At 26.8% G+C, this 25,187-nt stretch carries 24 protein-coding genes; 12 read left to right on the forward strand and 12 right to left on the reverse strand.

The features are described 5' to 3' along the window. Positions 1-97 precede the first annotated feature (97 nt). The gene (locus N5A56_RS13660; RefSeq protein WP_265725945.1) at positions 98-1,138 is read left to right on the forward strand and encodes an NADP(H)-dependent aldo-keto reductase; all 1,041 of its coding nucleotides are present in this window, start codon (positions 98-100) and stop codon (positions 1,136-1,138) included. Positions 1,139-1,236: 98 nt separating this feature from the next. On the opposite strand, the gene N5A56_RS13665 is transcribed toward N5A56_RS13660, so the two are convergent. The 7 genes from N5A56_RS13665 to N5A56_RS13695 all read right to left on the reverse strand — a co-directional run bounded on the left by N5A56_RS13665 (position 1,237) and on the right by N5A56_RS13695 (position 8,283). Beyond that, a complete protein-coding gene (locus N5A56_RS13665) occupies positions 1,237-1,419 on the reverse strand; it encodes a hypothetical protein (protein WP_265725946.1) in 183 nt (60 codons plus the stop codon). Positions 1,420-1,433: 14 nt separating this feature from the next. Further along, positions 1,434-2,003, reverse strand: coding sequence for an acyltransferase (locus tag N5A56_RS13670; RefSeq protein WP_265725947.1), 570 nt, complete (start codon positions 2,001-2,003; stop codon positions 1,434-1,436). Between the two features lie 8 nt (positions 2,004-2,011). Continuing rightward, positions 2,012-2,758, reverse strand: coding sequence for a deoxyribose-phosphate aldolase (gene deoC, locus N5A56_RS13675; protein WP_265725948.1), 747 nt, complete (start codon positions 2,756-2,758; stop codon positions 2,012-2,014). Between the two features lie 73 nt (positions 2,759-2,831). Beyond that, a complete protein-coding gene (locus N5A56_RS13680; RefSeq protein WP_265725949.1) occupies positions 2,832-3,569 on the reverse strand; it encodes an energy transducer TonB in 738 nt (245 codons plus the stop codon). Between the two features lie 155 nt (positions 3,570-3,724). Continuing rightward, positions 3,725-4,474 (reverse strand): hypothetical protein, encoded by a 750-nt coding sequence (locus tag N5A56_RS13685; protein WP_265725950.1) that lies wholly within the window; start codon positions 4,472-4,474, stop codon positions 3,725-3,727. 143 nt (positions 4,475-4,617) lie between these two features. Then, entirely contained in the window at positions 4,618-7,014 is a 2,397-nt protein-coding gene (locus N5A56_RS13690; RefSeq protein WP_265725951.1) for a T9SS type A sorting domain-containing protein, read from the reverse strand. A 12-nt stretch (positions 7,015-7,026) separates the two neighbouring features. Continuing rightward, positions 7,027-8,283 (reverse strand): DUF4412 domain-containing protein, encoded by a 1,257-nt coding sequence (locus tag N5A56_RS13695; protein WP_265725952.1) that lies wholly within the window; start codon positions 8,281-8,283, stop codon positions 7,027-7,029. 235 nt (positions 8,284-8,518) lie between these two features. Here N5A56_RS13695 and N5A56_RS13700 point away from each other — a divergent pair, with 235 nt between their 5' ends. The 4 genes from N5A56_RS13700 (at position 8,519) to N5A56_RS13715 (ending at position 12,627) form a co-directional block, all read left to right on the forward strand. After that, positions 8,519-9,241, forward strand: coding sequence for a LytR/AlgR family response regulator transcription factor (locus tag N5A56_RS13700; protein WP_265725953.1), 723 nt, complete (start codon positions 8,519-8,521; stop codon positions 9,239-9,241). Positions 9,242-9,609: 368 nt separating this feature from the next. Continuing rightward, complete coding sequence (locus N5A56_RS13705; RefSeq protein WP_265725954.1) at positions 9,610-11,151, forward strand: tetratricopeptide repeat-containing sensor histidine kinase; 1,542 nt, start codon at positions 9,610-9,612, stop codon at positions 11,149-11,151. Between the two features lie 487 nt (positions 11,152-11,638). After that, entirely contained in the window at positions 11,639-12,388 is a 750-nt protein-coding gene (locus tag N5A56_RS13710) for a sensor histidine kinase (RefSeq protein ID WP_265725955.1), read from the forward strand. Next, complete coding sequence (locus tag N5A56_RS13715; RefSeq protein ID WP_265725956.1) at positions 12,328-12,627, forward strand: ATP-binding protein; 300 nt, start codon at positions 12,328-12,330, stop codon at positions 12,625-12,627. The genes N5A56_RS13710 and N5A56_RS13715 overlap by 61 nt, the downstream gene beginning before the upstream one ends. A 29-nt stretch (positions 12,628-12,656) precedes the next feature. Here N5A56_RS13715 and N5A56_RS13720 read toward each other — a convergent pair whose 3' ends face one another. Genes N5A56_RS13720 through N5A56_RS13730 form a run of 3 tightly spaced genes read right to left on the reverse strand, consistent with a single transcriptional unit; the run spans position 12,657 to position 18,247 of the window. Continuing rightward, on the reverse strand, positions 12,657-16,256 hold the full coding sequence (locus N5A56_RS13720; protein ID WP_265725957.1) for a leucine-rich repeat protein: 3,600 nt from the start codon (positions 16,254-16,256) through the stop codon (positions 12,657-12,659). A gap of 6 nt (positions 16,257-16,262) precedes the next feature. After that, positions 16,263-16,847: a hypothetical protein gene (locus N5A56_RS13725; protein WP_265725958.1), complete on the reverse strand. Its 585-nt coding sequence runs from the start codon at positions 16,845-16,847 to the stop codon at positions 16,263-16,265. A gap of 11 nt (positions 16,848-16,858) precedes the next feature. Next, positions 16,859-18,247 (reverse strand): hypothetical protein, encoded by a 1,389-nt coding sequence (locus N5A56_RS13730; RefSeq protein WP_265725959.1) that lies wholly within the window; start codon positions 18,245-18,247, stop codon positions 16,859-16,861. A gap of 99 nt (positions 18,248-18,346) precedes the next feature. Here N5A56_RS13730 and N5A56_RS13735 point away from each other — a divergent pair, with 99 nt between their 5' ends. The 5 genes from N5A56_RS13735 to N5A56_RS13755 all read left to right on the forward strand — a co-directional run bounded on the left by N5A56_RS13735 (position 18,347) and on the right by N5A56_RS13755 (position 22,325). Beyond that, on the forward strand, positions 18,347-18,898 hold the full coding sequence (locus N5A56_RS13735; RefSeq protein WP_265725960.1) for an RNA polymerase sigma factor: 552 nt from the start codon (positions 18,347-18,349) through the stop codon (positions 18,896-18,898). Beyond that, the gene (locus N5A56_RS13740) at positions 18,898-19,518 is read left to right on the forward strand and encodes a tetratricopeptide repeat protein (protein WP_265725961.1); all 621 of its coding nucleotides are present in this window, start codon (positions 18,898-18,900) and stop codon (positions 19,516-19,518) included. The genes N5A56_RS13735 and N5A56_RS13740 overlap by 1 nt, the downstream gene beginning before the upstream one ends. 161 nt (positions 19,519-19,679) lie before the next feature. Further along, the gene (locus N5A56_RS13745) at positions 19,680-20,444 is read left to right on the forward strand and encodes a hypothetical protein (RefSeq protein ID WP_274270485.1); all 765 of its coding nucleotides are present in this window, start codon (positions 19,680-19,682) and stop codon (positions 20,442-20,444) included. A 59-nt stretch (positions 20,445-20,503) separates the two neighbouring features. Further along, on the forward strand, positions 20,504-21,511 hold the full coding sequence (locus N5A56_RS13750) for a hypothetical protein (protein ID WP_274270486.1): 1,008 nt from the start codon (positions 20,504-20,506) through the stop codon (positions 21,509-21,511). Between the two features lie 178 nt (positions 21,512-21,689). Then, the gene (locus N5A56_RS13755) at positions 21,690-22,325 is read left to right on the forward strand and encodes a CHAT domain-containing protein (protein ID WP_274270591.1); all 636 of its coding nucleotides are present in this window, start codon (positions 21,690-21,692) and stop codon (positions 22,323-22,325) included. Here the strand turns inward: N5A56_RS13755 and N5A56_RS13760 are convergent. Next, the gene (locus tag N5A56_RS13760) at positions 22,315-22,887 is read right to left on the reverse strand and encodes a DUF3109 family protein (protein ID WP_265725963.1); all 573 of its coding nucleotides are present in this window, start codon (positions 22,885-22,887) and stop codon (positions 22,315-22,317) included. The genes N5A56_RS13755 and N5A56_RS13760 overlap by 11 nt on opposite strands. Before the next feature lie 88 nt (positions 22,888-22,975). Between N5A56_RS13760 and N5A56_RS13765 the strand changes: the two genes are divergently transcribed. Together N5A56_RS13765 and N5A56_RS13770 are read left to right on the forward strand one after the other, a co-directional pair. After that, positions 22,976-23,560 carry a MarC family protein gene (locus N5A56_RS13765; RefSeq protein WP_265725964.1) on the forward strand — a complete coding sequence of 195 codons (585 nt, stop codon included), beginning with the start codon at positions 22,976-22,978 and terminating at the stop codon, positions 23,558-23,560. A gap of 1 nt (position 23,561) precedes the next feature. After that, positions 23,562-24,167 carry an NAD(P)/FAD-dependent oxidoreductase gene (locus N5A56_RS13770; RefSeq protein ID WP_265725965.1) on the forward strand — a complete coding sequence of 202 codons (606 nt, stop codon included), beginning with the start codon at positions 23,562-23,564 and terminating at the stop codon, positions 24,165-24,167. 391 nt (positions 24,168-24,558) lie between these two features. Here the strand turns inward: N5A56_RS13770 and N5A56_RS13775 are convergent, their stop codons facing one another. After that, the gene (locus N5A56_RS13775; RefSeq protein WP_274270487.1) at positions 24,559-24,924 is read right to left on the reverse strand and encodes a response regulator; all 366 of its coding nucleotides are present in this window, start codon (positions 24,922-24,924) and stop codon (positions 24,559-24,561) included. Between the last annotated feature and the right edge of the window lie 263 nt (positions 24,925-25,187).

The raw sequence follows: 25,187 nt of genomic DNA on the forward strand, positions 1-25,187 counted from the left end.
TATAAAAAAGTTCTCATCTCAGAGAACTTTTTTTATGCTCTTAATTTTCCTAAATAAGTCCTATTTTTGTTATTCTTAATAAAATTAAACATCAATAATGAAATACACAACATTACCAAATACAGATACAAAAGTTTCTAAGATTTGTTTAGGCACAATGACATGGGGAAACCAGAATACAGAGGCAGAAGGTCATGAACAAATGGATTATGCACTAGATAATGGTGTTAACTTTTTTGATGTTGCAGAACTATATCCTGTACCTGCAAATGCAGAAACTTATGGAGATACAGAAAGAATAATTGGTACTTGGTTTAAAAAAACCGGTAATAGAGACAAAGTAGTTTTAGCTTCTAAAATTGCAGGTGGTGGAGACTATACTGCTCATATTAGAAATGGTGGTTTAAACAAAGAAAACTTAATAGATGCTATAGATAAGAGTTTACAGCGTTTACAAACAGATTATATAGATTTATATCAATTACATTGGCCAAACAGAGGTGTAAACGTTTTTGGGCTTAGAGATTATCCTTTTAAAACAGCTTCTAATGAAGCTGAAAATTATTTAGAAATTTTAGAAACTTTAAACGGTTTTATTAAGCAAGGAAAAATAAAACACATTGGTTTGTCTAACGAAACCCCTTGGGGAACGATGAAGTACTTACAAGCTTCTGAGCAATACAATTTACCAAAACCTGTAACTATACAGAATTCATATTCTATGATTCATAGAGGATATGAAGTTGGAATGAGCGAAGTTTCTATGAGAGAAAATATTGGTTTGTTAGCATATTCTCCTTTAGCACAAGGAATTTTAACCGGTAAATATTTAGATGGAAATTTACCAGAAGGTGCAAGAGGAACTTTGTTTCCAAGGTTTGTTGCTAGGTATAAAGGTGATTTATCTACAAAAGCGGTTGCTAAGTATTTAGAAATAGCAAAAAAACACAATCTAACTCTTACCGAATTGTCTTTAGCATTTATAAATCAGCTACCATTTGTAACAAGTAATATTATTGGTGCAACGAAAATGAGTCAATTAAAAGAAAATATTAACTCAATTAATATTGATTTATCTGATGAAATCTTAAAAGAAATTGAAGCTGTTCATGCAGAAATTCCTAATCCAGCGCCGTAGATTAGTAGGAAGTTATTTAGTATTCAGTTAGCAGTAAAAAAACATTTGTAATCAAAAAAATCTTATCAATTGGTAAGATTTTTTTAGTTTATAAAATTTTAATGGGTAATATTATATAAAAACTTTCCTACAACTTCTCCCCCATTATATAGAAATCCAATAAAAAACAACACAAAGAACAACGCTATTGTTAAGTTAATAATTGTTTTCTCTTTAATAGATAGTGCTTGATATTTTACAATAAACTTATCAATAAAAAAATCGCTTTCTTTTGTTTTCATAATTTTAGTTTCTCTTATAACTTTATTACTTTATTTTCTAGTAATTGATACTCTTCACCACTCTCTTTGCAAGTAGCAAAACCTAGATCGTTAAACTCTAAACGATGCCCAAACTCACTAACCCAACCAATTTGATTAGAAGGATTTCCAACAACCAAAGCATAGGGTAAAACTTCTTTAGTAACCACTGCTCCTGCTCCTATAAAAGCATATTCGCCAATATTATTACCACAAACAATAGTTGCATTTGCACCAATACTTGCGCCTTTTTTTACAAGCGTTTTTAAGTATTCATTTTTTCTGATGATTGCACTTCTAGGGTTTATCACATTTGTAAAAACCATTGAAGGCCCCAAAAAAACATCGTCTTCACAAATAACACCTGTGTAAATCGAAACATTGTTTTGCACTTTTACATTTTTACCTAAAACAACTTCAGGTGAAACAACAACATTCTGTCCTAAATTACAAGATTCTCCAATAATACAATTTGGCATTATATGGCTAAAATGCCAAATTTTAGTACCTTTTCCAATACTGCAATCAGCATCTATAATTGCTGTTTCGTGTGCAAAGTAATCCATATAAAAATTTAATATCCTGTATTGTTATTTTCTTGTTTTGTACAAATTTCTTTAGCAGATGAAGTTCCTATTCTATCAACTCCTAAAGAAATCATTTTTAAAGCTGTACCGTAATCTCTTACACCACCTGCAGCTTTTATTTGTAATGGTTTTGCGTTTTCAACAATCAGTTTCATTGTATCAAAAGTAGCTCCGTTTGGTTTATTACTTTCTGTTTTAAAAAATCCTGATGATGATTTTACAAACACTTTTTTTATTGCAGATTTATCAAAATTTGTAAGAACAACATCTTTTATCAATTGTGAAATTACAATTATTTCTTCTGATGATAAAGCGGCAACTTCTATAATCCATTTTACAACTTTATTGTTATCAATACAAAGTTTTGTTCCTTCTAAAACCTCAGCTTTTACAAAATCTATTTCTCCTTTTTTAAAAGCATTATAGTTAATTACAAAATCGAGTTCATCTGCTTGTAAAGCAATTGCTTTTTTAGCTTCAATTATTTTATTTTCTGTGGATGAATCTCCGTTAGGAAAATCGATAACGGTACCAATTAAAAAAGCTGCTTTAGCATCTAAACGCATATTTTTAGCCAAAGAAATGTAATTTGAACGAAGCATAACTAGCTTATAATTGTACATTATAGCTTCGTTAATTAAACCTATTACTTTTTGTTCATTCTCAGTTTCCGAAATAGCTGCTTGAGAAGCCGTTTTTAAATAAGTAGCATCTAAAAATTGATTAATTTTCATAAACTCAAAAATACGGAATAATAAAAAACCCAACTTAAAAAGTTGGGTTGAAATTTAATATTAGGGGAAAAATTTAATCTACCTGAAATGAAATAGGCAGCGTATATCTAACTCTTACATTTTTATCATTCTGTTTACCAGGTGTAAATTTTGGCAATTTCTCAATTAATTGTTGCGTTTCCTTTTTTAGTTTTGTGTGCGGAGCTCTTATTTTTATATCCATCACATTTCCTTTATCATCAATAATAAATTGAGTATGAATCTTATATTTTCCAGAATTCAATCCTAAATCACTTGCTAAATCAGCATCGAAATTACGCTGTACAAATCGTTTCATTTTTTTATCAAAACATTTTTTATTTTCAGTTTTAGATAAACCTTCACAACCTTTAAAAACAGGTGCTTCTTGTATAAAATCGTAAGGAACATCATTAACAATCTCTTCTTTTATTTCTACCTCTACAATACTTTCTTCGGTTACCTCAATAAAATTATCTTTAGTATCATCTAAAAAATCGTGTTCTATAACATTATTATCACCTTTTACAACCTCATCTAGAATAAAAATTTGAGGTAATGTAGTCTTCGGCTTAGGTACAGTTTTAGGTTGTTTTACAAAGATTATATCTTGATCTGGCTCTAGAATAACCCTATCTGGAATATCATAATCTGCAGCAACAGATTTTGTTTGAGGTGTTTTGTGCTCTAACGTTAGGTAAACGATAAAGAGCACTAATACAAGACCTAACTGTGTAAAAATGTTAGAGAATTTTTCTAATTGTTTGGTTGGTATTTTTTTTAAGTTTTTCATAATTAGAAAGTTTTTAAATGTTAAGACTTTGTTAAAACAAATAATGAGCCAAAAAAAACAGCATCAAAATACTTTGATGCTGTTACATAATTAAAATCACGAACACATAACCTAAAATTATGTTTTCTACTTTCTCTTTTTTTACTGAAATGTTTTTACCAACTATAAGTTTCGTTTGTATAATAGTTTGTATAAGTTCCTGTTCCATCAGCATTCCACTCATACAAAGCAGTTAAAGTATTAGAATAATATACTTTTAAGTTGCCAGAATTGTCTGTGGCATTAGATTCTAAAATAAGTTTAAAATCATCAGAGCTTAATTCAATTTTAATATCTTCATCATTAACCCACCATTTTATGGTAGATTCTACAATATTATCATAATACAAATTAACTTCTGCATAACTACCATCTATTAATTGATAACCTGCCATTAATTTGCCTGTAAAATCTGGTGAAGTAACATAATATGTAAATGAATATCTATCTGATGCTTCTGTAATTGTATACTCTACAGTTGTATCTCCAGAAGACCAAGAATACGTTTGGGTATTAGAACTAGATGATTTTGATACTACTTTTGATGATGTTTTAGTTGATAAAGCATAATCTGGAATTACAAATAAAGAAGAAAATGAAGTACTTAGTGATTTTAAAGATTCAAACTGAGCATTTGCTTCTTGGGCATATTGATTGTTAGAGTTCATTAAAGCAGATGGTACAGAAAGATTGTTAATCTCTTCTACAAAATCTTGCATTACAATTTCTGATAGGTTTTCGCTATTTTCTTCTAAGTTATCATCTTCATTATTACTACACGAAGAAAAAACAAGTACAATTGTAATTGCTAGTAAAGCTAAAAAATTTTTAAGATTTGTGTTTGTTGTTTTCATAATTGTTTTCATAGTTATTTTTTTTAGTGAATATTTGATAATTTCTATTTAAAGTTTTAATAAGATAAATTTGATGCTATCACATAATTAAAACATGAACACATAACCATAAAATTACCTTTTCTACTTTCCCTTCTTTCTTTTTTCTTGATTACTTAATTTATAATAAGTTTTTTAGAGCTTACTTTGTTATTAGACGTTATTTTAATTAGGTAAATCCCTTTTGATAGCGTAGAAGAGTTTAATGTAATTTCTTTCTTAAGAATAGCATTTTTAAAAATGACTCTTTTACCAATTACATTAAAAACTTCTACCTTATCAACTGTAAAAACTGGGGAACTAATTTTTATAAATTGTGTTGCAGGGTTTGGGTATAAATTTATTTTTGTATCATCATTTAAAGAATTATTTAAAGACAATACACTTGTTTCATTTACCTCTAAAGTAAATGTTCCTGTTTCTGATTGATTATTTTGGCTCTTATTTGAAGCTGCTTCAATCCAAACTTTTAAATTAAGGTTTTTACCAACAGTTAAGTTTTTTAATGATATCTTTTCTCCACAAGCAATTGGATCTGTACTATTACATGTTTCGTAAACTGCAAATTTTAATAAGCCACCAAAACCAGCACCTTCTACACTTAACTCTCCGCTTTGAGGCACAATTATAGAAAACCAAACATCTGCAATTACATTTCCTGCAACGCAAGGTGCATTATTATTTGCATTACCACTTTTTACATCACCTGGTGTTACTTGCCCAAAAGTTAACGGAATTGCATTTGTACAATTATTATTTACAGGAGCACAATCTGTAGAATAAGAAGAATGTGCGTCTTTAGATGTCCAATACGTATTACTAAAACTAACATCATCTACTTCTATACAAGTTAAGTTTGCATTGTTATCTACATCAAAACTAAAAAGGACAGTGTTTATTCCGTTTTTAACATTTAATCCTATCAATTCATTATTAGAAACATCTAATTCTACTAAGTTTGTGTTTTTTTGAAAATCGATATATTTTAACTTGTTATAACTTGCAACAATTCTTTTTAATTGAATATTAGAATAAACGTTTAAGTTTTCGAGTTGATTATCACTACAATTTAGTAGAAAAATTTTCTCATTTTTACTAATATCTAATGTTGTTAATTGATTTGAAAAACACCATAATCTTTCTAAATCAAGCAACTTAGAAACGTCTAAAGCATCTAATTTATTTACACCAATACTTAGGTCTTTTAAAGCTACATTTTTACTTAAATCTATAGTTGTTAGTTGATTTCTAGAAATAACTAATTCGGTTAATTTTATGTTTTTACTTAAATCTATTGCAGTAATTGCATTCTGAGCAATATTTAAAACTTCTAAATTTATGTTTTTAGAAAAATCTACATTTACAATAGAATTTAAACCTGCATCTAAACTTTTTAAAGCTATAAAATCTTCGATACCAGTTAAATCTACTATACTTTCATCATTTATATCTAAACTTTCTACTACAGAAATTTTATCTGTATCTACAAACCCATCATTATCTTCTCCATTACCTAAGCCTTTATATTCTAAATAACTTTCAAAATTTGCATCTGGTATTGCTGTTTGTTCGTTACATTCTTCTGCAAATCTACTTGTGGTATCTTTATACCAAGAAGAATCGTTATCGCTATACTCTTTATCATCTACCAAAATACATGTTAAATCAGAATTATTTTCACTTGAAAAAATTCTAATTTTAGTATTGTTTTCATTTTGAATATTTAAATCTGTTATTTCGTTTTTATCACAATAAACATGTGTTAAATCTTTATTTTTAGTAAAATCTAACAATGTTAATTTATTCTCTTTTGCATTAAAACTTCTAAGTTTTGTATTGTTAGAAAGATCTAATAGAGATACATTATTTTTATTAATATAAAGCTCTTCTAAATCTATTAAACTAGTAACATCTAAACTAGAAATATTGTTTTCTTTACAGTTTAACTCAATTAAATTGGTATTTTTAGAAACATCTAAACTTGTTAATTGATTTGTAGCTAAATATAGTTCTGCTAATTTTGTATTATTCGATATATCTATAGATGTTAATTGACTATCTACTACAGTCAAAGAAGTTAAGTTAGTGTTTTTTGAAATATCTAATGAAACTAAAGATTCGTAAGAATCATAAATTGCTAGTTCTATAAGTTTAGTATTGTTAGAAATATTTATAGTTTGGGTTTGAGTACTTGTTAAGATTAACCTTTCTAAATTTGAATTTTGACTAAAACTTAAGTTCTCTAACTGATTATTTGAATTCGCAATAAATTCTGTTAACGCCGCAAAATCTTGTAAACCTGTTATATCATGAACAGCATCACTGGTAGAAAAACTTACTCTTGTAATATTTACAATATCTGCAGTTAGTACTTCGCCATTTATTACTCCATCAGAATCAATATTAGCTTGTATCAAATACCGTTCGAAGTTTACATCAGGTATACTCGTAGTTTGTGCTAAAAAATGTGCTGTAATTAGCAATGTAAAAAAAGTAAAGTATATTTTTTTCATAGTTTTTGTTTTTTAAAATCCTAAAGATTTATATTCATTTGTGTTAATTGTTACTGCCTTATTTTTATTATATTTTACAACCTTCATATTAGCCATTTCGTTGCCGTTTTTATAATTAACTTCCAATACAAAACCCTCTACAACACCTACTTTTCCAATACCTAATAGACTCATATTTTTATTGCTTGCAGGAAAATTATTAGTAGCCCAAACACTTACAGAAATTTCTTCATAAGCATGTTTATACTCATAACAATTGTAACCTAAAATAGATTTTGTTGCACCTGTCTTTTTTAAATCTCTAGAGTCTGCGGGTATTTTATCATCAAAACCTGTTTGAAAATATGCATCTTGAGCAACAGATTTTTTCATTTTCATACCACCAACATCCATAAACATTGTAATACTTTTAGGCGTTACAACATTGTACATTTTACCTTCATCTCCCATTTCTGCAGAAGCAATAGACATTGCATAAATATCCTCGTAATTACCTGTTAAAAATTCCATATCTACTGCAGAACCATCACTAGAAGTCATTTTAACCTCTAAACTAGACGAAAAAGAAAAAGTACTTGGTATTCTTATAGCAGTACTATTAGATTCAAAAGAAGTGTTTGCATCTGAATTCTTATTACTATTTTTTGAAACTGAATTTTTATTTTTTTCTTCAGAAGAAGTATTCGCAAATCTTTTATCTACAATTTCAGAAATATTTAAACTCGTATAAGAACCTTCTATTGGTTTATCTCCTTCTCTTGTATTCCAAGTTCCTTTTAAAGAAAAAACAATTTTTTTACTATCTGCATGATGTATGATTATTTGCCCATCTTTAGTATTTAAATAACCAGCACCATTAAAAGCGAGTGCATAACCTACAGGATAAGCGTCTACAGGAGCAATAATTTTATCTGAGTTATACGTTTTTACAGCATTTGATAAATTATTTTCATCGAACTTACCATAAACAGATACGGTAACATCTGTTGTAACATATTCGATACCAAAATTGTACAGCTTTAAAACACCAGTATCTCCTTTAAGTTTTGGCATATGGTTAGACTCCTCAATTTTAGGCTCTTCCACTTTTTTCTTACCATCTAAAGTTTCATCGATAACCTTATCTGTTTCTTTATCTATTTTGTTTTCTAGTTTCTGCTCTACCTTATTTTGTACTTTCTTTTTAAGCTTTTTCCAAAATTGTGCATTAACAGAAGAAGTAGTTGCTAAAAGGAGAAAACAAAATAAAAGAGATTTAATTAATTTCATAGCTTATAAAATTTGTGTTAATTACTTTAGTTACAAATATTAGATAAACATCAAATTAAAAAAAGAGGTTTGTATAAATGGTAGTTAGATATGTGTAGATGGTTATTAACTAGTTTTTTAATAGAATATGTAAGTTATAATCCTATAAACACAGATTACCTCTTAAAACAAACAGTTTGTACATTCTTAAACCTCTTATTAAAAAAATATTTTAACTTTGAGAAAATTGACTACTATGATTAAAGCTGTTATTATAGATGATGAACCTAAAGCAATACAGGGTTTAGTTTGGGAACTTTCTAATTTTGAAAATGAACTAGAAGTTGTTGCAACTTTTACAGAACCAGAAAAAGCGATTCCCTATTTAAAAGACTCTAAAATTGATTGTCTTTTTTTAGATATAGAAATGCCAACTATGGATGGTTTTCAGTTTCTAAAAAAAGTGGACAAAAAAGACTTTGCAGTAGTAATTACTACAGCTTATAATGAATATGCAATTACTGCTTTAAAAAACGAAGCAATAGATTATCTGTTAAAACCCATAGATACAGATGATTTAGCAGAAACAATTAATAAAATAAAAAAACACAGTGCAAAAGGGTTTAGTGCTGAAAAGTTTGAAGACATTTTATTAAAATTTAACAACAAATTAAATCATAAAAAAATTACGATAAATACCGATGGAAAACTAGTTTTTTTAGAACCAAAAGATATTTTTTATGTAGCTTCAGACGGCAATTATTCTACGCTATATTTATCTGATAACAAAAAAATTGTTGTTACAAAAAAGCTTAAAGAAGTTAACGAACTTTTTCCTTCAGAACAATTTTTTAGAATTCATAACTCTTACATTATCAACCTTCATAAAATTAAAGAATTTTTAAAAACCGATGGATATGTAGTTTTAGAAAACAATGCTAAAATTCCTGTTTCTAGACAAAAAAATCTGAATTTTTAAAAAAATATAATCATTATGAAAATTAAATACTTCCTAATTTTAGTATTATTTGGCTTTTCATTCACCTTTTTTCTCAGCAAAAAAAACAACCTTTAGAAAAAACCTTAGAAAGTGTTTTAACAACTAAACCAGCTACATATAAAGAAATAGATAAAATATTAAAACCATTTCAAAGAGATTCTGTAAAAGTAAAATTAGCTATAAAAAAATTTATAAAAGTAGGTTATAATAATGGTTTAGCTTACGAATATATTAAACTTGGTAACATTTACAGAAAATACTCTAAATACGATAAAGCAGTAGAAAGCCACAAAAGGGCTTTATTTTTTTCCAAAAATAATACAGAGTTTAAAATATTTAGCTTAAACATGCTAGGTGTAGATTACAGAAGAAAAAACATTTACACAACAGCAATTAATTACAATAAAGAAGCCTTAGAAATTGCAGAAAAAGTTGAAAATCCAAATTCTGGAATTTTAAGAAGTATGGAGGTTTCTTACAATAGTATTGGTAATATATATATTCTTTTAGAACAATATAAATTGGCTGAAAAAAGTTTTAAAAAGGCTATTAAAATTGCTGAAAAATCTAAAAACAAATGGTCGTTATCTATAAATAATGAAAATATTGCGAAGATAAAAGAAGCTCAAGATAGTTTAGATTTAGCCATTTATTATACTAAAAAAGCACTTACTATAGATAAGAGTATAAACAACCATTACGGCAGAATGATCTGTTATAATAGACTTGGTAAACTATTTATAAAAAAAGGAGAATACTCTAATGCGAAACAGGTATTAAACGATGCAATGCCTATTGCCAAAAGTGTTAAAAACAATTTTTACATTGCACTAATAAACAATAATTTAGGTTGGGTAGATACGAAAACAAAAAATTTTTCGAAAGCAAAAGAACACTTTAAAACTAGTTTAGAAATTGCAGAAAAAAAGAATTACAAAACTGCCTTAACAGAAATTTACACTAATTATTCTGAATACTATGAGCAAACTGGTAATCATGAAAATGCTTTAAAATATTATAAAAAATACACTACAATTTCTAATCAATTATTAAATGATAAAACAAGTAAATATGTAAATGATTTAATTGCAAAATATGATAGTGAGCGAAAAACAAATCAAATAAAAAACCTTGCAAAACAAAATGAAATTGCGCAATTACAATTGATAAAAAATAGAAATTTATGGGCTATTTTTTTAGTAAGTATATTTTGTCTATTAGTAATTTTATATTTTTTGTACAGACAGAATTCATTAAAAAAAGAAAAGAAGATATTAACCTTAGAACAAGATGTTTTACGCAATCAAATGAATCCTCATTTTATTTTTAATGCTTTAAACTCTATTAAGCATTATATTATAAATAACGAACAAAAAAACGCTGTTCATTATCTTAATAAATTTTCAAAATTAATTCGTAAAATTTTAGAATCTTCCTCTGTAAAAGAAGTTTCTTTACAAGAAGAATTGGAAACAATGGACTTGTATATGAATATCGAAAACATTCGATTTTCTAATGAAATTGATTATAATTTTAATGTAGATCAGACGCTAGATTTATCTAAAATTAAAGTTCCACCTCTTGTTTTACAACCCTTTTTAGAAAACGCTTTATGGCATGGTTTATCTTCCAAAAAAGGTGATAAAAATATTCTTTTATCAGTTCATAAACCATCAGAAAACTTTATACAAATAGATATTCAGGATAATGGTATTGGACGTAAAGCTTCTGCCAAAATAAAATCGAATAAAACAATTAAAAGAAAATCTATTGGAATTGAGTTAACAAAAGAACGATTAAATAACTTTATTAAAGGGTTTAAAAACACTTTTAGCTTAAGTTTTAATGATTTATTTGATGATCAAAAAAACCAAACGGAACTAAAGTAATTTTAAAAATTCCAATCTCATAAAAATAAATGGAGTTACTTATAAAAGACTTTTCTTCTTGGTTACAAGGCATGCTTTTTATTTTAATAGCATATCATACCATTTCTTTTTTTTACAAAGGATAAAAGTTTTGCTATTTACGCTGGTTATTTGTTTTTAATAACCATTTATCTAATTCCTAGAACTAATAATGAAACCTCTACTTTTATAAATAAACATTATCGTACTATTTTTCTTGATTTTAATTGGGTGATTCAAATTTGGTATTGGATGCTGTATACCTGGTTTTCAATCTACTTTTTAAACCTTAATATTAAAGATAAAAAACTTGCAAAACAGATAACATCTTATATTCTAATAACCACAATTGTAAGTACACTCTTTTTTTAATAGATTTATTTTTTTAGATAAAGCTTATATAGGTCGTTTTTTCATCTTTCTTTTTACACCAGTTTCTTTAATTATTGCTTCTTTTTTCTTGAGAGCAATGTATCGTTTTAAAGATAAAATTAATAAATTTTTTGTTATAGGTTTTAGTTTCTTTTTAGGTTTTTCTGTGCTATCACTTGGTTTTTCTGAGATAAATAGAAGTGCGTTTAGCTTTTTAAGGCCTATAGATATATTTATGATTGGTATTATGTTAGAAGCAATAACTATTTCTATAGGTTTGGGTTATAAGTATCATATTTATAGACAAGAAAGAGATAATTACAACACACTTTTAATATCAGAATTAAAGAAAAATGACATTCTAAAAGATCAGTTAAATGAAAAACTATCAGAAAAAATAGAGAGTCATAAAATTGCAGCAATACACGTTTTACATGAAAAACAATTAAATGAGCTAAAGTTAACTAGTTTATTAAGCCAAATGAATCCTCATTTTATATTCAATGCTTTAAACTCTATAAAGCTATATATTATTAATCATGAACCTAAAATTGCAGCTTATTATTTAAATAAGTTCTCTAAACTAATTAGAAAAATTTTAGAAGCTTCTTCTGCTAAAGAAGTAACCTTGCAAGAAGAATTAGAAACAATGGATTTATATATGACTATAGAAAATATTCGTTTTTCTGATGAAATAGATTTTAATATTAAGGTTAATGAAAAATTAAATTTAACTTCTATTAAGTTACCTCCATTAATTATACAGCCTTTTTTAGAAAATGCACTTTGGCACGGGCTATCATCAAAAAAAGTGATAAAAAAATTCTTATTTCTATTGATAAACTAGATAAAAATCACCTTCAAATAGTTATTGAAGATAATGGAATTGGCCGTAAAGCCTCCGCTAAAATAAAATCTGAAAAATCTATTAAGAGAAAATCTATAGGAATAAATTTAACCAAAGATAGATTAACAAATTTCTCTTTAACCTTAAAAAACAAATACTCAATTATTTACCAAGATATAGAAAATGAAAACAAAAAAGCAACTGGTACTAAAGTTATTATTAAAATCCCTTTAAAGTAACAGTTGCTTTTTTAGATCCTATAAATATCTTAGTTAACAACTAATTTTTTAGATACTATTCCGTTTTCTGTCTTTGCTTTTATAAAATAAATTCCTTTTGATAAATTAGAAACATTTATATCCTTTTTATCATTAAAATTCATCATTTTCAAAACTCTTTTTCCTTGTAAATTATAGATTTCAACTTGTTCAATAACCGAACTTAAAGTTTTAATATTTAATTTGTTAGATGTTGGATTTGGATATATAATTAAATCATTATTTAAGGTTATAAAATCATCAACTGATAAAACACTAGATTCACTAGCTTTTAATGTAAATGTTCCTTGATCTGCATTTGCACTAGTACTTTTATTTGCTGATGCTTCCATCCAAACTTTTAAATAATAAACAGTTCCTGGTGTTAAATTGGTGAGAGAAATATTTAAACCACAACTTATTGATGAAGTACTTGCACAAGATTCATAAAGTGCAAATTTTAAAAGCCCACCAAAACCAGCACCTTCTATACTAAACTCACCAGTTTGTGGCACTGTAATGCTAAACCAAACATCTGCAATTATAGTACCAGCAACACAATCTGTTGCATTAGTAAAAGTTCCGCTATTAATATCTCCAGGAGTCTGCTGGCCAAAAGTTAACGTAATTGCTTCGCTACATTCGTCATTTGCTGGTGCACAATCTATTGAATAATTGGCTGTGTCATCTTTTTGTGTAAAATTTGTGTTGCTAAAATCAACATCATCTACTTCTATACAAGTTAAGTTTGGATTCCCTTTAACATTAAATTGTTGTATTAAAGTATTAAATCCATTTTTTACATTCAAATTTTCAAGAAAATTATCATTAATAGTTACTATAAATAAGTTTTCATTTTCTCTAAAATCTAAATCTTTAAATTGATTATTATTCGCAGTAAAAGTTATTAATTTTTTATTTGAATATAAATTTATTGCTGTAAATTGATTTTCGTAAATAGATAAACCTTCTAATTCTGTTAATAAATGTACATCTATGTTTGTAAGCGTATTTTTACCAACATCTATAGTTTTTAAATTTACATTACTAGATAAATCTATTGTAGATATTTGATTATTAGAAATATATAATTTTTCTAACAGTACATTTTTACTTAAATCGATTGCTGTAATTTGGTTATTTGCTGCATCTAATTCAACTAAATTTATAAAACCTTCTATTCCTGTTAAGTTAGATATGTTTTTATCTTTTATAATAAGCGCATCAACATTTTCTATATCTGTTGTTAAAACTTGTCCATTAATTGTGGCATCAGAATCTATATTTTCATCAATTAAATATTGCTCAAAATTTGTGTCTGTAATAGCAGTATAATCTCCAGCAACAAAACCACTTTCTGTAATTGTGCCAAAATCTTGCCAAACAGCTGCTGCTTGATAATCTGTAACTTTACCTTGTGGAACTTCTAAACCAACATTAGACAGAGTTACACCTCCAAATAAATCTGGTTGTACAGATAATGGTGTTTGCCAGTTTACTTTTACCTTGTCTAAGGCTGTACAATTTATAAAAACACCTAATCCAAAATTAGTAATAGAATCAGGAAGTTCAATTTCTTTTAAGCTAGTACAATTATAAAATGCTAACTCATCAATTTCTAAAACTGAATTTGGAATTGTTATTTCTTCTAAACTTGTACACTCATAAAATGCTGACTCATCAATTTCTAAAACGGAATCTGGGATTGTTATTTCTAATAAACTTGTACAACCTTTAAATGTACTTTTGTCTATATGTTTTAATGCAATTGGTAGATTAATATTGGTAAGACTAATACACCCACTAAAAGCACTACCACCAATAAGATTTACATTATCAGAAATAGAAACATCTTTAAGATTTGTGCATGAAACAAAAGCGCTAGGACCTATTTCTGTTATGTTATCTGGTAAATTTATTGTTGTTAGGCTTATACAGTTACTAAAAGCGGTTAAACCTATAACTTTATTACTAGCAGAAAATGTTACACTTTCTAATGATGAACAACTAGAAAAAGCGCTTTTGGGTATTGTTTCTACATTTGGCATTGTAACATCTGTTAAACTATTACATTGAAAAAATGAAAACTCTCCAATACTTGTTACAGATTCCGGAAAATTTATTTCTTCTAATTTTATACAACTACGAAAAGCACTAATACCAATACTTTTTAGGTTTTCTTTTAAAGTGATATTTTTTAAATTCTCACAATTATCAAATATTCCAGAAGGTAATGCTATTATAGATTGGGGTATTGTAATATTTTGTAAAGCTGTACAACTATCAAACATACTTTCTCCTAAACTAGAAAGCCCATTTGATAGGTTTACTGTTGTTAAATTTTCGCAGCCCCTAAATATTAGAGAATCAAAATTAGTAATTGTATTTGGTATTGTTACACTTGTTAAAGCACTCCTATCAAAAGATAAACTGCCTAAACTAGTTAAGGAGCTTGGAAAGTTTATTGATGTTAAATTTGCACACTCTGCAAACGCACTTTTACCTATAGAAGTTAATGAATTTGGTAAAACTATATTTTGTAAACCAGTTTTTCTAAATGTTCTTTCTTCAATAGTAGTAATTGAGTTTGGTAACTCAATACTTAATAAACTTTCATTTTTTTCAAAAACTTGCTTTTCAATAGAAGTTACTGTATTTGGTATAGTTACACTGCTTAAAGTTGTACAACTTTCAAATGCTCTTTGCTCTATTGTTTTAATGTGAGATGGAATAACTACTGTTTCTAAAGCAGCACAACCTTCAAACATTTGTTCTGGAATTTTATCAATTTGATTGGGTAGATTTACAATATCAATTAAAGAATAACAAAAACTAAAAACTTCTTTACCAAGTGAAGTTATAGAGTTTGGTAAATTTATTTCTGTTATTGTACTACAACCTCTAAAAACATAATCTCCAACAATAGATACATTTGGTAATATAAAGTTTTGTAAACTAGTACAAGATTGAAAAGCACCAGATTTAATTTCACTTAATTTAGAAGAACTATTAAAATTTATTGTTTCTAATGCATTACAATTTTCAAAAGCGTCTTGCCCTATAGAAGTTATATTATCTGGAATATTTATGTTTTTTAACTTTTTACAAAATCGAAAAACAGCTTCATTAATAATCTCTAAATTTCCAGAAAGTGTAACGTCAGTTAGGTTTTCACAACTTTGAAATGCTCTTTCTTTAATTGTTGATACAGAATTTGGTATTACTATCTCTGTAAGACTATCACAGCCAGAAAATGAAAATGTACTTATAGACTCTAAACTACTGGGTAAAACCAAATTTGTTAAATTTATACAACCCGAAAATGCAGATGGTCCAATTTGTTTTAAAGAATTAGGTAAGGTTATTTGAGTTAGAGTTGTACAGTTTTTATATACATCTGTGTTTATTCTAGTAACTTTATAAGTATCTCCTTGATAAGTAACTGTAGCTGGTATTGTAACAATATCTTTACAAACAGCACTTGTAATTTGTACAGATTTTGGATCTGTACCAAGAGATTTGTATGTAAAATCTCCAATAGTAAATGTTTGTGCTTTTAAACTAGCAATAGAAATAAATAAAGCAATTAGTAAAGTTATTTTTGTTTTCATATTTTTTTATTTTAGTATTGGTGTTTTGTTTGCCAAAGCCAAAGCAATTTTTTTATAATCTCTGTTTTTCTCTTTTTCTATCTTATTAAATGTAGAACCTGGTGCAGTTATAGACATTGTATAGTCTTTAAATTTTACAAATAGTTCTCTTTTAGAACCTCTGTAATAAGCTGCTTGCCCTAAATTTGGAATCCATTCTGCACTTTTAGATACATTTTTACGTATTTGCCAACTTTCTACCCAAGTGCTCCCATCTACTAGTTTGTCTTTTTCTTCATAAACACCAATAGAACCCGTAATATGATCAAATTTTTGATCTGATAATTTTACATAAAAAGAACATCTTTTATTTGCACTATTTCCTTTTATAATTGTAATATCTGCTTCATTAACATTATACAATTTTGCTAAATGTTTTGCTGATATATAACCACATACATCTTCTATTTTAGAGAAGTTTACTTTATTGGTAAATTTTTTATTTACAAAAGAAGTATCATTAAAATTGGTACCAATTGCGCTTTTTTTATCACTAAAACAATTGGTGAATAAAACAATAGTTACAGTAAATAGTATTATTTTCTTTATCATAGCTTTTTAAATTAAAATCCCATATTTTTATATTTACTTGTATTGATAGTCACGTTTTTATCAGAAATATTAGTAACTTCTATCGTAAATTTCTTTCCATTTTGAATGGTATTCATCTCTAAAACAAAACCAGAAAAATTAGGGTTGTTAATTTTCATACCCAACATTGGTAACGCTTTATTTTGAATAGGAAAATCTTTAGAAACCCAAAAAGAAGCACTTCCTTTATCATTTGTATATTCATAATCTACTTTAACCTCTTCACATAAATAACCTATAATAGTTTTTGTGTTTCCTGTTTTTTTGTATTCAAAATCGCCTTCTTCTGGTATTTTATCACCCATATTATATTGGTCTCCCATTTGTTCTATAGATGTAGATTTTTTTATTTTCATTCCACCCATATTCATAAACATTGTCATTGCTTTTGGTGTGTTTACAATCAACATTTCTTGACCTTGCATTTCTTTAGGAGCTACAGACATTCCATAAATATCTGGGTAATTACCAGTTAAAAACTCAACTGTTTGATGATCTCCTCTTTCATCTGTCATTTTTACTTCAATACCTTTATTAAAACTAAATGTTGATGGAATATTTACAGTTGGAGAAAGTTTATTTAGCATTTCTTTTTTATCATTTTCTGATAAATCATTATTTTGATTTCTATTTCCTTGCTTTTTTTCTGCTCTTGTTAATCTATATTCTGGTGATATAGTATTTATCATTCCGCTTATAGTTACTGGCGTTTTTATATAATCATATTCATCAATCTCATTTGGTTTTCGTACAGCTTTTGAAAGCGTTGCACTTCCATTAAAACTTATAGAAACATTTTTGTCTTTGTTAAAAGTTACTGTAGCAAAACCAGATTCTAAATAATAATCTTGTCCTTCACCAGAACTCTCTCTTTCAGTTTGTTTTATTGGATCGTAACTTAATTTTAAGTTAGCTTCTTCAGGAATTTTAAATGTTTTTTTGTTAAGTGCTTCAATACTTGTAATGTTTTTTATATCGAGAATATAACCATCAAAAACATCTACACTTACTGTAAACCAATTTCCTATTAATCGAAACTCATTGCCAGTTTTAGTTACTTTTGTTTTATAAACTTGCGCTATCTGAACATTTCCATATTTTACAGAATGATTTATAGACGCAGATCCATAAGATTTTTTATTAGTAACTTCTTCTAAATTATTATCCTCTTTTTTGCCTTCTAAAGTATTATCAAGAACTTTATCTGTTTCCTTATCTATCTTTTCTTCAACCTTTTGTTCTATCTTATTTTGTACTTTCTTTTTTAGTTTTTTCCAGAATTGTGCATTTGTTGGTGTTACAACAAAAGCTGATATAATTAAGAAAGTAGCAAGGGTTTTGAAATTCGTTTTTAAAATCATCTTTATAGTCTATTTTCTTTTAATGATTTTAAAAGCGAAAGGTTAACATTTTTTATTTATTTTTATTTTTTTGTTTACTTCTCCTTTTTAAAATCATTAATGAACAAACAGCAACTAATATTACTCTTAAAAAGTTCTGATAATAAGACGCTCGAAAAAATATATTTAGACAACAGAGATTCTTTTATCAATTTTGCCAGAAAATTTAACCTTTCTGATAATGATATTGTTGATGTGTATCAAGACGCTATAATTGTATTACAAGAAAAAGCAATTGAAGGTAAATTAGAAAATTTAAAGTGTTCTATTAGTACTTATTTATTCGGAATTGGTAAATATATGCTCTTTGAAAAAGCAAGAAAAAACAATAAAACTGTTTCTAATTTTCCTTTAGAAAATGAAGCATATAATTATAAAAAAATTGCTGATGATTTTATTGATGAAGAACCAAATGAGTTTCAAGTTTTATTGCAAAAAGGATTTACTTCTCTTGGTAAAAAATGTAAAGAGGTATTAACCCTTTTTTATTATAGAGGTTTTACTATTGATGAGATTGCAAAAAAATTAAATTATAACAATAAGAATGTTGTAAAAAGTCATAAATCGAGATGTATTAAAAAGCTAAAAGAAAATATTAATATAAAAAGCTAATGGAAGATTTAGAATTTGATAAAAATCTAAAAAAAGCAATTACTGCAACAGAAAGAAAACAGCAAAAAATGTTTCTAAACTCTGTTGAAAAAACTATAGAAAAACCTAAAAAAACAAATTGGTTAATTGCAGCTTCTATTGCTGCTATAATTGGTTTGTCTAGTTATTTTATTTTTAATAATCAGGTAGTTTCTAATCAAGAGTTGTATGCCAAAAATTTTACACCTTATGAGAATGTTGTTGTTCCAATTGTTAGAAATAATAAAGAGTTAACTACAAAAGCACTAGCATTTGCTTATTATGAACTTGGTGAATATGAAAAAGCAATTGATTTGTTTAACCAGTTAACAAGTGCAAATACTACAGAAAAGATAACTATTAATTTTTATAAGGCAAATGCATATTTAATGTTAGATAATTATACAGATGCAAAAGAGTTATTACTTCCAATAGTAAAAAACAACAAAAAAGTATGGCAACAAGAAAGCATTTGGTATTTAGCATTAACCTATATAAAACTAGAAGATATTGATAATGCAAAACTATTTCTACAAAAATTACAACAACTAAAGTCTTATAAAATTAATAAAGTAAACGATTTGCTAAAATCGTTAGATTAATTAAACATAGATAAAATGATTTTTAGATTTAAAATGTTTCTTTGTTTGTTTTTAATCTCCTTTTTATTTGGATTTTCTTCTCTATCTGCACAAACAAAAAATACAGATTTAAAAAAATTAAAAAATTATATCGTCAAAAAAAATACGCCAATGTTTTAAAATTGGCAACAAAAAACCTTAAAAACCTAGAGGTTAAAACCAACAAAGACAGCCTTTTAAAAGCCAAACTTTTATTATACAAACATATTGGCGCTCAAAATATTGAAAAAGATTTTGAGATTATACCATCATTAAATAAATTAATAACAAATTGCCCAAAATCTTCTGAAGGAGATAGTTTAAAAGCAGCATTGTATAACAGAAAAGCGTATTATGAAAATAATTATGGTTCCAACTTTAAAAGCTATAAAAACATAACCAAATCATTAAAACTACTTCAAGGATTAAAAAACCCAAATCCTGGTTATGTAATGGGAGCTTACCTTCTATTATCTACGCAACATGTATATTATGGAAATTTCGAGAAAGCTGAACATTATATGCGTTTAGCAGAAAATGTTTACACCAAAAATAAGCTTGAAATAGATAACAATACTTGGGAACTTAATGGTAATAATCATAGACTTGGAGTTATTGCAAATTACAGAAAAACATATATGCTTTGGAAATTATCCAAAGATTCTAAAGATAGTTTACCACTATTAAATACAATGAAATTACTTGAAAACATGCATAATCAGCCTGATTTTCACAAAGAAGAAAGAATATATTATAGTACGGCTTTAAATCATGTTGGTGATTGGTTTATATCTTATAAACATGATAGTTTAACAATACAAAAAGATGTTTCATTAGGTTTAAAATATTTATTTAAAGCCCATAATTTAGTAGAAAAAAAGGTTATACAGGAACTCCTTGGGCTATAAAATACAATCTTGCTAAAGGTTTTATAAGAGGACATCAATTAAAAAAAGCAGATAGCACTATGTCTATTTTATTTAAAGGTGTTTCTGAAACTGATGGAAGATTACCTTTCTTTTTAGCACAAAAAGCACAGATTAAAGCGAAGAAGCAACAAAAAGATAGTGCCCTACTTTACTTTTATAAATCCATAGAAAAAATACATAAAGGCAAAGATTCATTACATTCAAATTTAGATAATTTTACCTCAAGTAAAAGTTATAATCACACTAAGTTACTAATTAGAATTGGTGAAGAACTTACGTATTATTATAAAAACGACACTGTTCTACAAAAAAAAGTAAACAAACTCTATCTTTTGGCTTTACAGCAATTTGAAAATAGTTATTTAGACACAAACTTTAACCCAAAGCAAAATAATGAATTGCGTAAAATATTAAAGGGGATTTTAAAATCAAAAAAAACTGGTTTTAAAGAAAATCATCCTAATAAAATGATTTTAAATAAGTACGAAGCTTTTAAAAATAAATTGGCATGGAAAAAATTTTATGAAAACAGATATACCAATTCTTTGCCTGAATTAGATTCCTTAAAAAACCGACAATTAGAATTGGCTTCTCTACTTTCCTTTGCAAAATTAAATGGCCAAATTAGAAAACAAGATTCTATTAATAGGTTAATTGAAAGACATGATAATAGCAAGAAAAAACTATTTCCACAGTTAAATTTATTTAGTAATTTTAATTTTTCTGTAGAAGAATTACAACAAACATTAACCACAAAAGATATTGTTTTAAAATATATTTTATTGAATGATGAACTTGCAGTTTATCAAATATCTAAAAATAGTTTTAAGGTTAATCTCCTTAAATGGACAATAAACGATCAAGAAAAATTACAGAGATTCATTACAAAAACACAAAAACACAACTACAATACTAATTTAGCATCTAAATTTGGTGAGTTCTTAATTCCTAATTTAGATGATCGTATTAGCAACATCATTATTAATCCTGATGGACTATTATACAAACTCCCTTTTGAAATTTTAACCAAAAAAATACGCTTTTAACCGAAAAGTATAATATTAGATACACCTCTAGTTTAGGGTTTATAAATACTGAAATAGAAAAACCTTCATTTTTAAATGATGTACATATTTATGCTCCAAATTATAAAAACACAACACCTTTATCTAATGTTAGAAGTAAGGCTTCTTTTTTAGAAGGTGCAAATAATGAAGCAAAAAAATAAGTGAATTATTTCCTTCAAAATTATATAATCAACAAAATTTATCTAAAAAACAATTTATAGAAACTGCTGGTAAAGCCAAATTATTACATTTAGCAATGCACGCAGATGTAAATAATGATTACCCAGAATTTAGTCGCTTATTATTTAGCAATAATTTAGAAAACGAAGAAGAACATCTATATTTAGAAGAATTATATGGTTTAAGTTTAGGAGCAGATTTAGCAATTTTAAGTGCTTGCAATACTGGAGTTGGGCTTGAAAAAAATGGTTCTTTAGAATCCTTTCAAAGAGCTTTTACTTTTGCAGGTGTGCCAGCAACAATTGCTAGTTTATGGGAGGTGCCAGATGCAAGTACAGAAAAAATTATGATTCTTTTTTATAAAAATTTAAAAGATGGACTAACAAAATCTGAAGCTTTAAAAAACGCTAAAATAAAGTTTAGAAAAGAACATATAAATAGTAAATTATCTGCGCCTTATTATTGGGCAGGTTTTGTTGTTTATGGAAACGACTCACCTATTGTTAGTACAACTAATTATTATACATATATAATTTTTACCGTTATCTTAACGATTATTATATTTCTCGGAATAATTTTATTTAGAAAACGAAATATAAAAACTATTGTTTAAGGTGCTTTTCTGCCACTTTCTCTAGTTCGTCATACCAATTCTGTCCAAATTTTCTAACCAATGCTTGTTTTACAAACTTGTAAACAGGCACTTGTAGTTCTTTTCCTAAAGTACAAGCATCATCACAAATTTCCCATTTATGGTAATTTACAGCAGAAAACTCGCTATAATCTTTAACTCTAACGGGATATAAATTACATGAAACTGGTTTTTTCCAATCAATTTCTCCTTGATTATAAGCTTCTTCAATAGCACAAAGCGCTGTATTTTTTTCATCAAAAATTACGTAAGCACAATCTGCCCCATTAATTAATGGAGTTTCCAGTTCTCCCCATTCACTTGTTACCCAAGTTCCTTCTTTTTCAATAACAGCAATACCTTCCTTTCTTAAAAAAGGCTTTACTTTTGGGTAAATTTTTTCTAAAATTTTAGTTTCTGCTTCATCCAAAGGAGCACCAGCTTCGCCATCTACGCAGCATGCTCCTTTACATGCAGATAAATTGCACACAAAATCTTTTTCAATAATATCTTCTGAAACGATTGTCTTTCCTAGTTGAAACATATTCGCAAAAATATGATTATTTTTTTCTTTTTTTTACAATTTGCTAAAGTTAGTTGATTAATTTTGTCGAAAATTAAATTAATTAATTATGAACTTCGATTATAAAGAAATTTTAACCGCTTTTATGGTATTGTTTGCAGTTATAGATATAATTGGAAATATTCCAATTATTATTGATTTACGTAAAAAAGTTGGACATATCCAGTCTGAAAAGGCCTCTATTATTGCTGGTTTTATCATGATTGTATTCCTTTTTGTTGGTCAGAGTTTATTAACTTTAATAGGTATTGATGTAAATTCGTTTGCTGTTGCAGGTGCGTTTATATTATTTTTTATAGCACTAGAAATGATTTTAGGAATTACCTTATACAAAGATGATGGCGGCTCTGCTGCTATTACTGCAACTGTATTTCCATTAGCATTCCCTTTAATTGCTGGTCCTGGTAGTTTAACAACACTATTGTCTCTTAGAGCAGAATTTGCAATTGAAAATATAATTGTTGCGGTAGTTTTAAATATTGTATTCTTATATATTGTTTTAAAAACATCTTCTAAAATAGAACGGTTAATTGGGGCAACAGGAATACAAATTATTCGTAAAGTGTTTGGAGTTATTTTATTAGCGATCTCTGTAAAACTTTTTGCTCAGAATATAAAAATGTTATTTCTTTAAAATGGTTTTTGATGCATTAATAATTGGTGGTGGTGTTTCTGGAATGCAATGTGCACTTGTTCTGGGTTCTGCTAAAAACAAACCTTTTGCTAAGAATAAAAAAGTTGGCATTATAATGCACCAAAGAGCATCTCATTTAGAAAATGCTTTATTTAACAATGTTTTGGGCCTAAAACCTAAAACATTAGGCAAAAATATTTTAAGTTCTGGTAAAGAACATTTGTCTAAAATATACACTCATATATCTCAAATAGAGAATGAAAAAGTAGTAGCCATTAAAAATATAGATGGAGTTTACTCGATAAAAACTTCTAAAAAAATATACCTTTCTAAAATAGTAATTCTCGCTTTAAATTATTCGAAACCATTTACTATTGATGGATTAGATAAATTTATAATTCCTCATAAAAAAGCCAATCCATCAAAAGATCGAATTCAATTAATAAATGATGATCATCTTATAAAAGAGGGTTTGTACTGTTGTGGCACTATAGCCGGTTGCAGAAGTCAATTTGCAATTGCTTCTGGTAGTGGAGCTTCTGTAGCTACAGATATTCTTACACTTTGGAATAACGGAAACCACTCCAAAGTTCACGATAAAATTTAATTCTGTTTTTCAAAAAAAGTTCTTGTCTTTAATAATATGAAAACTAGGTAAATTACCTATTGTAAGAACTTTAGTTATCCTCTATCTTTGTAAAACACTTGTTTAAGTAAACAATAATAAAATTTATTTTTTATATATAAATCCCCCCAAATTATATACTATAAAAATAATATCTAATAAAGCTAAACTATACAATAGTTTAGCTTTTTTGTTTTTAGCTTTCAAAAATTAAGAAAATTACCTATTGTAAGAATTTTGGTTCTTATATATATTTGTATTCTAATCTTATAGATTATATAATTAAATACGTCCCCCAATGTATTATATAAAAAAGCTAAACTATAATAATATAGTTTAGCTTTTTGTTTTCTATCACTTTACAAATAATAAATTATTTTACTTTTTTAATAGCTCCTATTAATTTATCAAAATCTTTAGATTTATCATAAAAAGCTAAAGCGCCATATTTTAAACACAACTGTTTAAGCTCTTTACTTATAGAAAAAACAAAAACTTTTGTTTTTTTATTTTTTTCTTTTAATTCTTTTAAAATCTTAATTCCATTACCATCTGGTAGTTTTAAATCTAGAATTATAATATCAAAATCTGAATCATTTAAAAGTAAGTTTGCTTCTTTTAAACTAGTTGCTATACTTATACGATTAATAGTATTAATCTTTTTAGACGCGTTAATAAGGTTCTTTCCTATAAAAGAATTGTCTTCTATTATTAACAAGTTATATAATTTTGTTTTCAAAATAAATTAGAATACCTTAATTTAAGGAGTTTGTAATTTATGTTGATTTTATTTACTATCAAATAAGCAATATGCTTATCATTCTAATTATATAAAATTTAGAAGCGTAAAAAAACAAGGCTTTAAACCCTAAATATAAAAAATAAGAAAATTACCTATTGAATGACTTGGTATTCTTACCTACATTTGGAGTGTAAGGAATATTAATTCTTATTTTAAAGTTAAAAATAGTTATTAAGTAATAAAAAAAGCTAAACTCTTCC

The organism is Polaribacter ponticola (assembly GCF_026191475.2).
Taxonomy (GTDB): Bacteria; Bacteroidota; Bacteroidia; order Flavobacteriales; family Flavobacteriaceae; genus Polaribacter; species Polaribacter ponticola.

Coding starts and splice junctions, on each gene's coding strand:
- N5A56_RS13660 (WP_265725945.1), top strand. CDS start 98: ATGAAATACACAACATTACCAAATACAGATACAAAAGTTTCTAAGATT.
- N5A56_RS13665 (WP_265725946.1), bottom strand. CDS start 1,419: ATGAAAACAAAAGAAAGCGATTTTTTTATTGATAAGTTTATTGTAAAA.
- N5A56_RS13670 (WP_265725947.1), bottom strand. CDS start 2,003: ATGGATTACTTTGCACACGAAACAGCAATTATAGATGCTGATTGCAGT.
- deoC (WP_265725948.1), bottom strand. CDS start 2,758: ATGAAAATTAATCAATTTTTAGATGCTACTTATTTAAAAACGGCTTCT.
- N5A56_RS13680 (WP_265725949.1), bottom strand. CDS start 3,569: ATGAAAAACTTAAAAAAAATACCAACCAAACAATTAGAAAAATTCTCT.
- N5A56_RS13685 (WP_265725950.1), bottom strand. CDS start 4,474: ATGAAAACAATTATGAAAACAACAAACACAAATCTTAAAAATTTTTTA.
- N5A56_RS13690 (WP_265725951.1), bottom strand. CDS start 7,014: ATGAAAAAAATATACTTTACTTTTTTTACATTGCTAATTACAGCACAT.
- N5A56_RS13695 (WP_265725952.1), bottom strand. CDS start 8,283: ATGAAATTAATTAAATCTCTTTTATTTTGTTTTCTCCTTTTAGCAACT.
- N5A56_RS13700 (WP_265725953.1), top strand. CDS start 8,519: ATGATTAAAGCTGTTATTATAGATGATGAACCTAAAGCAATACAGGGT.
- N5A56_RS13705 (WP_265725954.1), top strand. CDS start 9,610: ATGCTAGGTGTAGATTACAGAAGAAAAAACATTTACACAACAGCAATT.
- N5A56_RS13710 (WP_265725955.1), top strand. CDS start 11,639: ATGTATCGTTTTAAAGATAAAATTAATAAATTTTTTGTTATAGGTTTT.
- N5A56_RS13720 (WP_265725957.1), bottom strand. CDS start 16,256: ATGAAAACAAAAATAACTTTACTAATTGCTTTATTTATTTCTATTGCT.
- N5A56_RS13725 (WP_265725958.1), bottom strand. CDS start 16,847: ATGATAAAGAAAATAATACTATTTACTGTAACTATTGTTTTATTCACC.
- N5A56_RS13730 (WP_265725959.1), bottom strand. CDS start 18,247: ATGATTTTAAAAACGAATTTCAAAACCCTTGCTACTTTCTTAATTATA.
- N5A56_RS13735 (WP_265725960.1), top strand. CDS start 18,347: ATGAACAAACAGCAACTAATATTACTCTTAAAAAGTTCTGATAATAAG.
- N5A56_RS13740 (WP_265725961.1), top strand. CDS start 18,898: ATGGAAGATTTAGAATTTGATAAAAATCTAAAAAAAGCAATTACTGCA.
- N5A56_RS13750 (WP_274270486.1), top strand. CDS start 20,504: ATGTCTATTTTATTTAAAGGTGTTTCTGAAACTGATGGAAGATTACCT.
- N5A56_RS13760 (WP_265725963.1), bottom strand. CDS start 22,887: ATGTTTCAACTAGGAAAGACAATCGTTTCAGAAGATATTATTGAAAAA.
- N5A56_RS13765 (WP_265725964.1), top strand. CDS start 22,976: ATGAACTTCGATTATAAAGAAATTTTAACCGCTTTTATGGTATTGTTT.
- N5A56_RS13770 (WP_265725965.1), top strand. CDS start 23,562: ATGGTTTTTGATGCATTAATAATTGGTGGTGGTGTTTCTGGAATGCAA.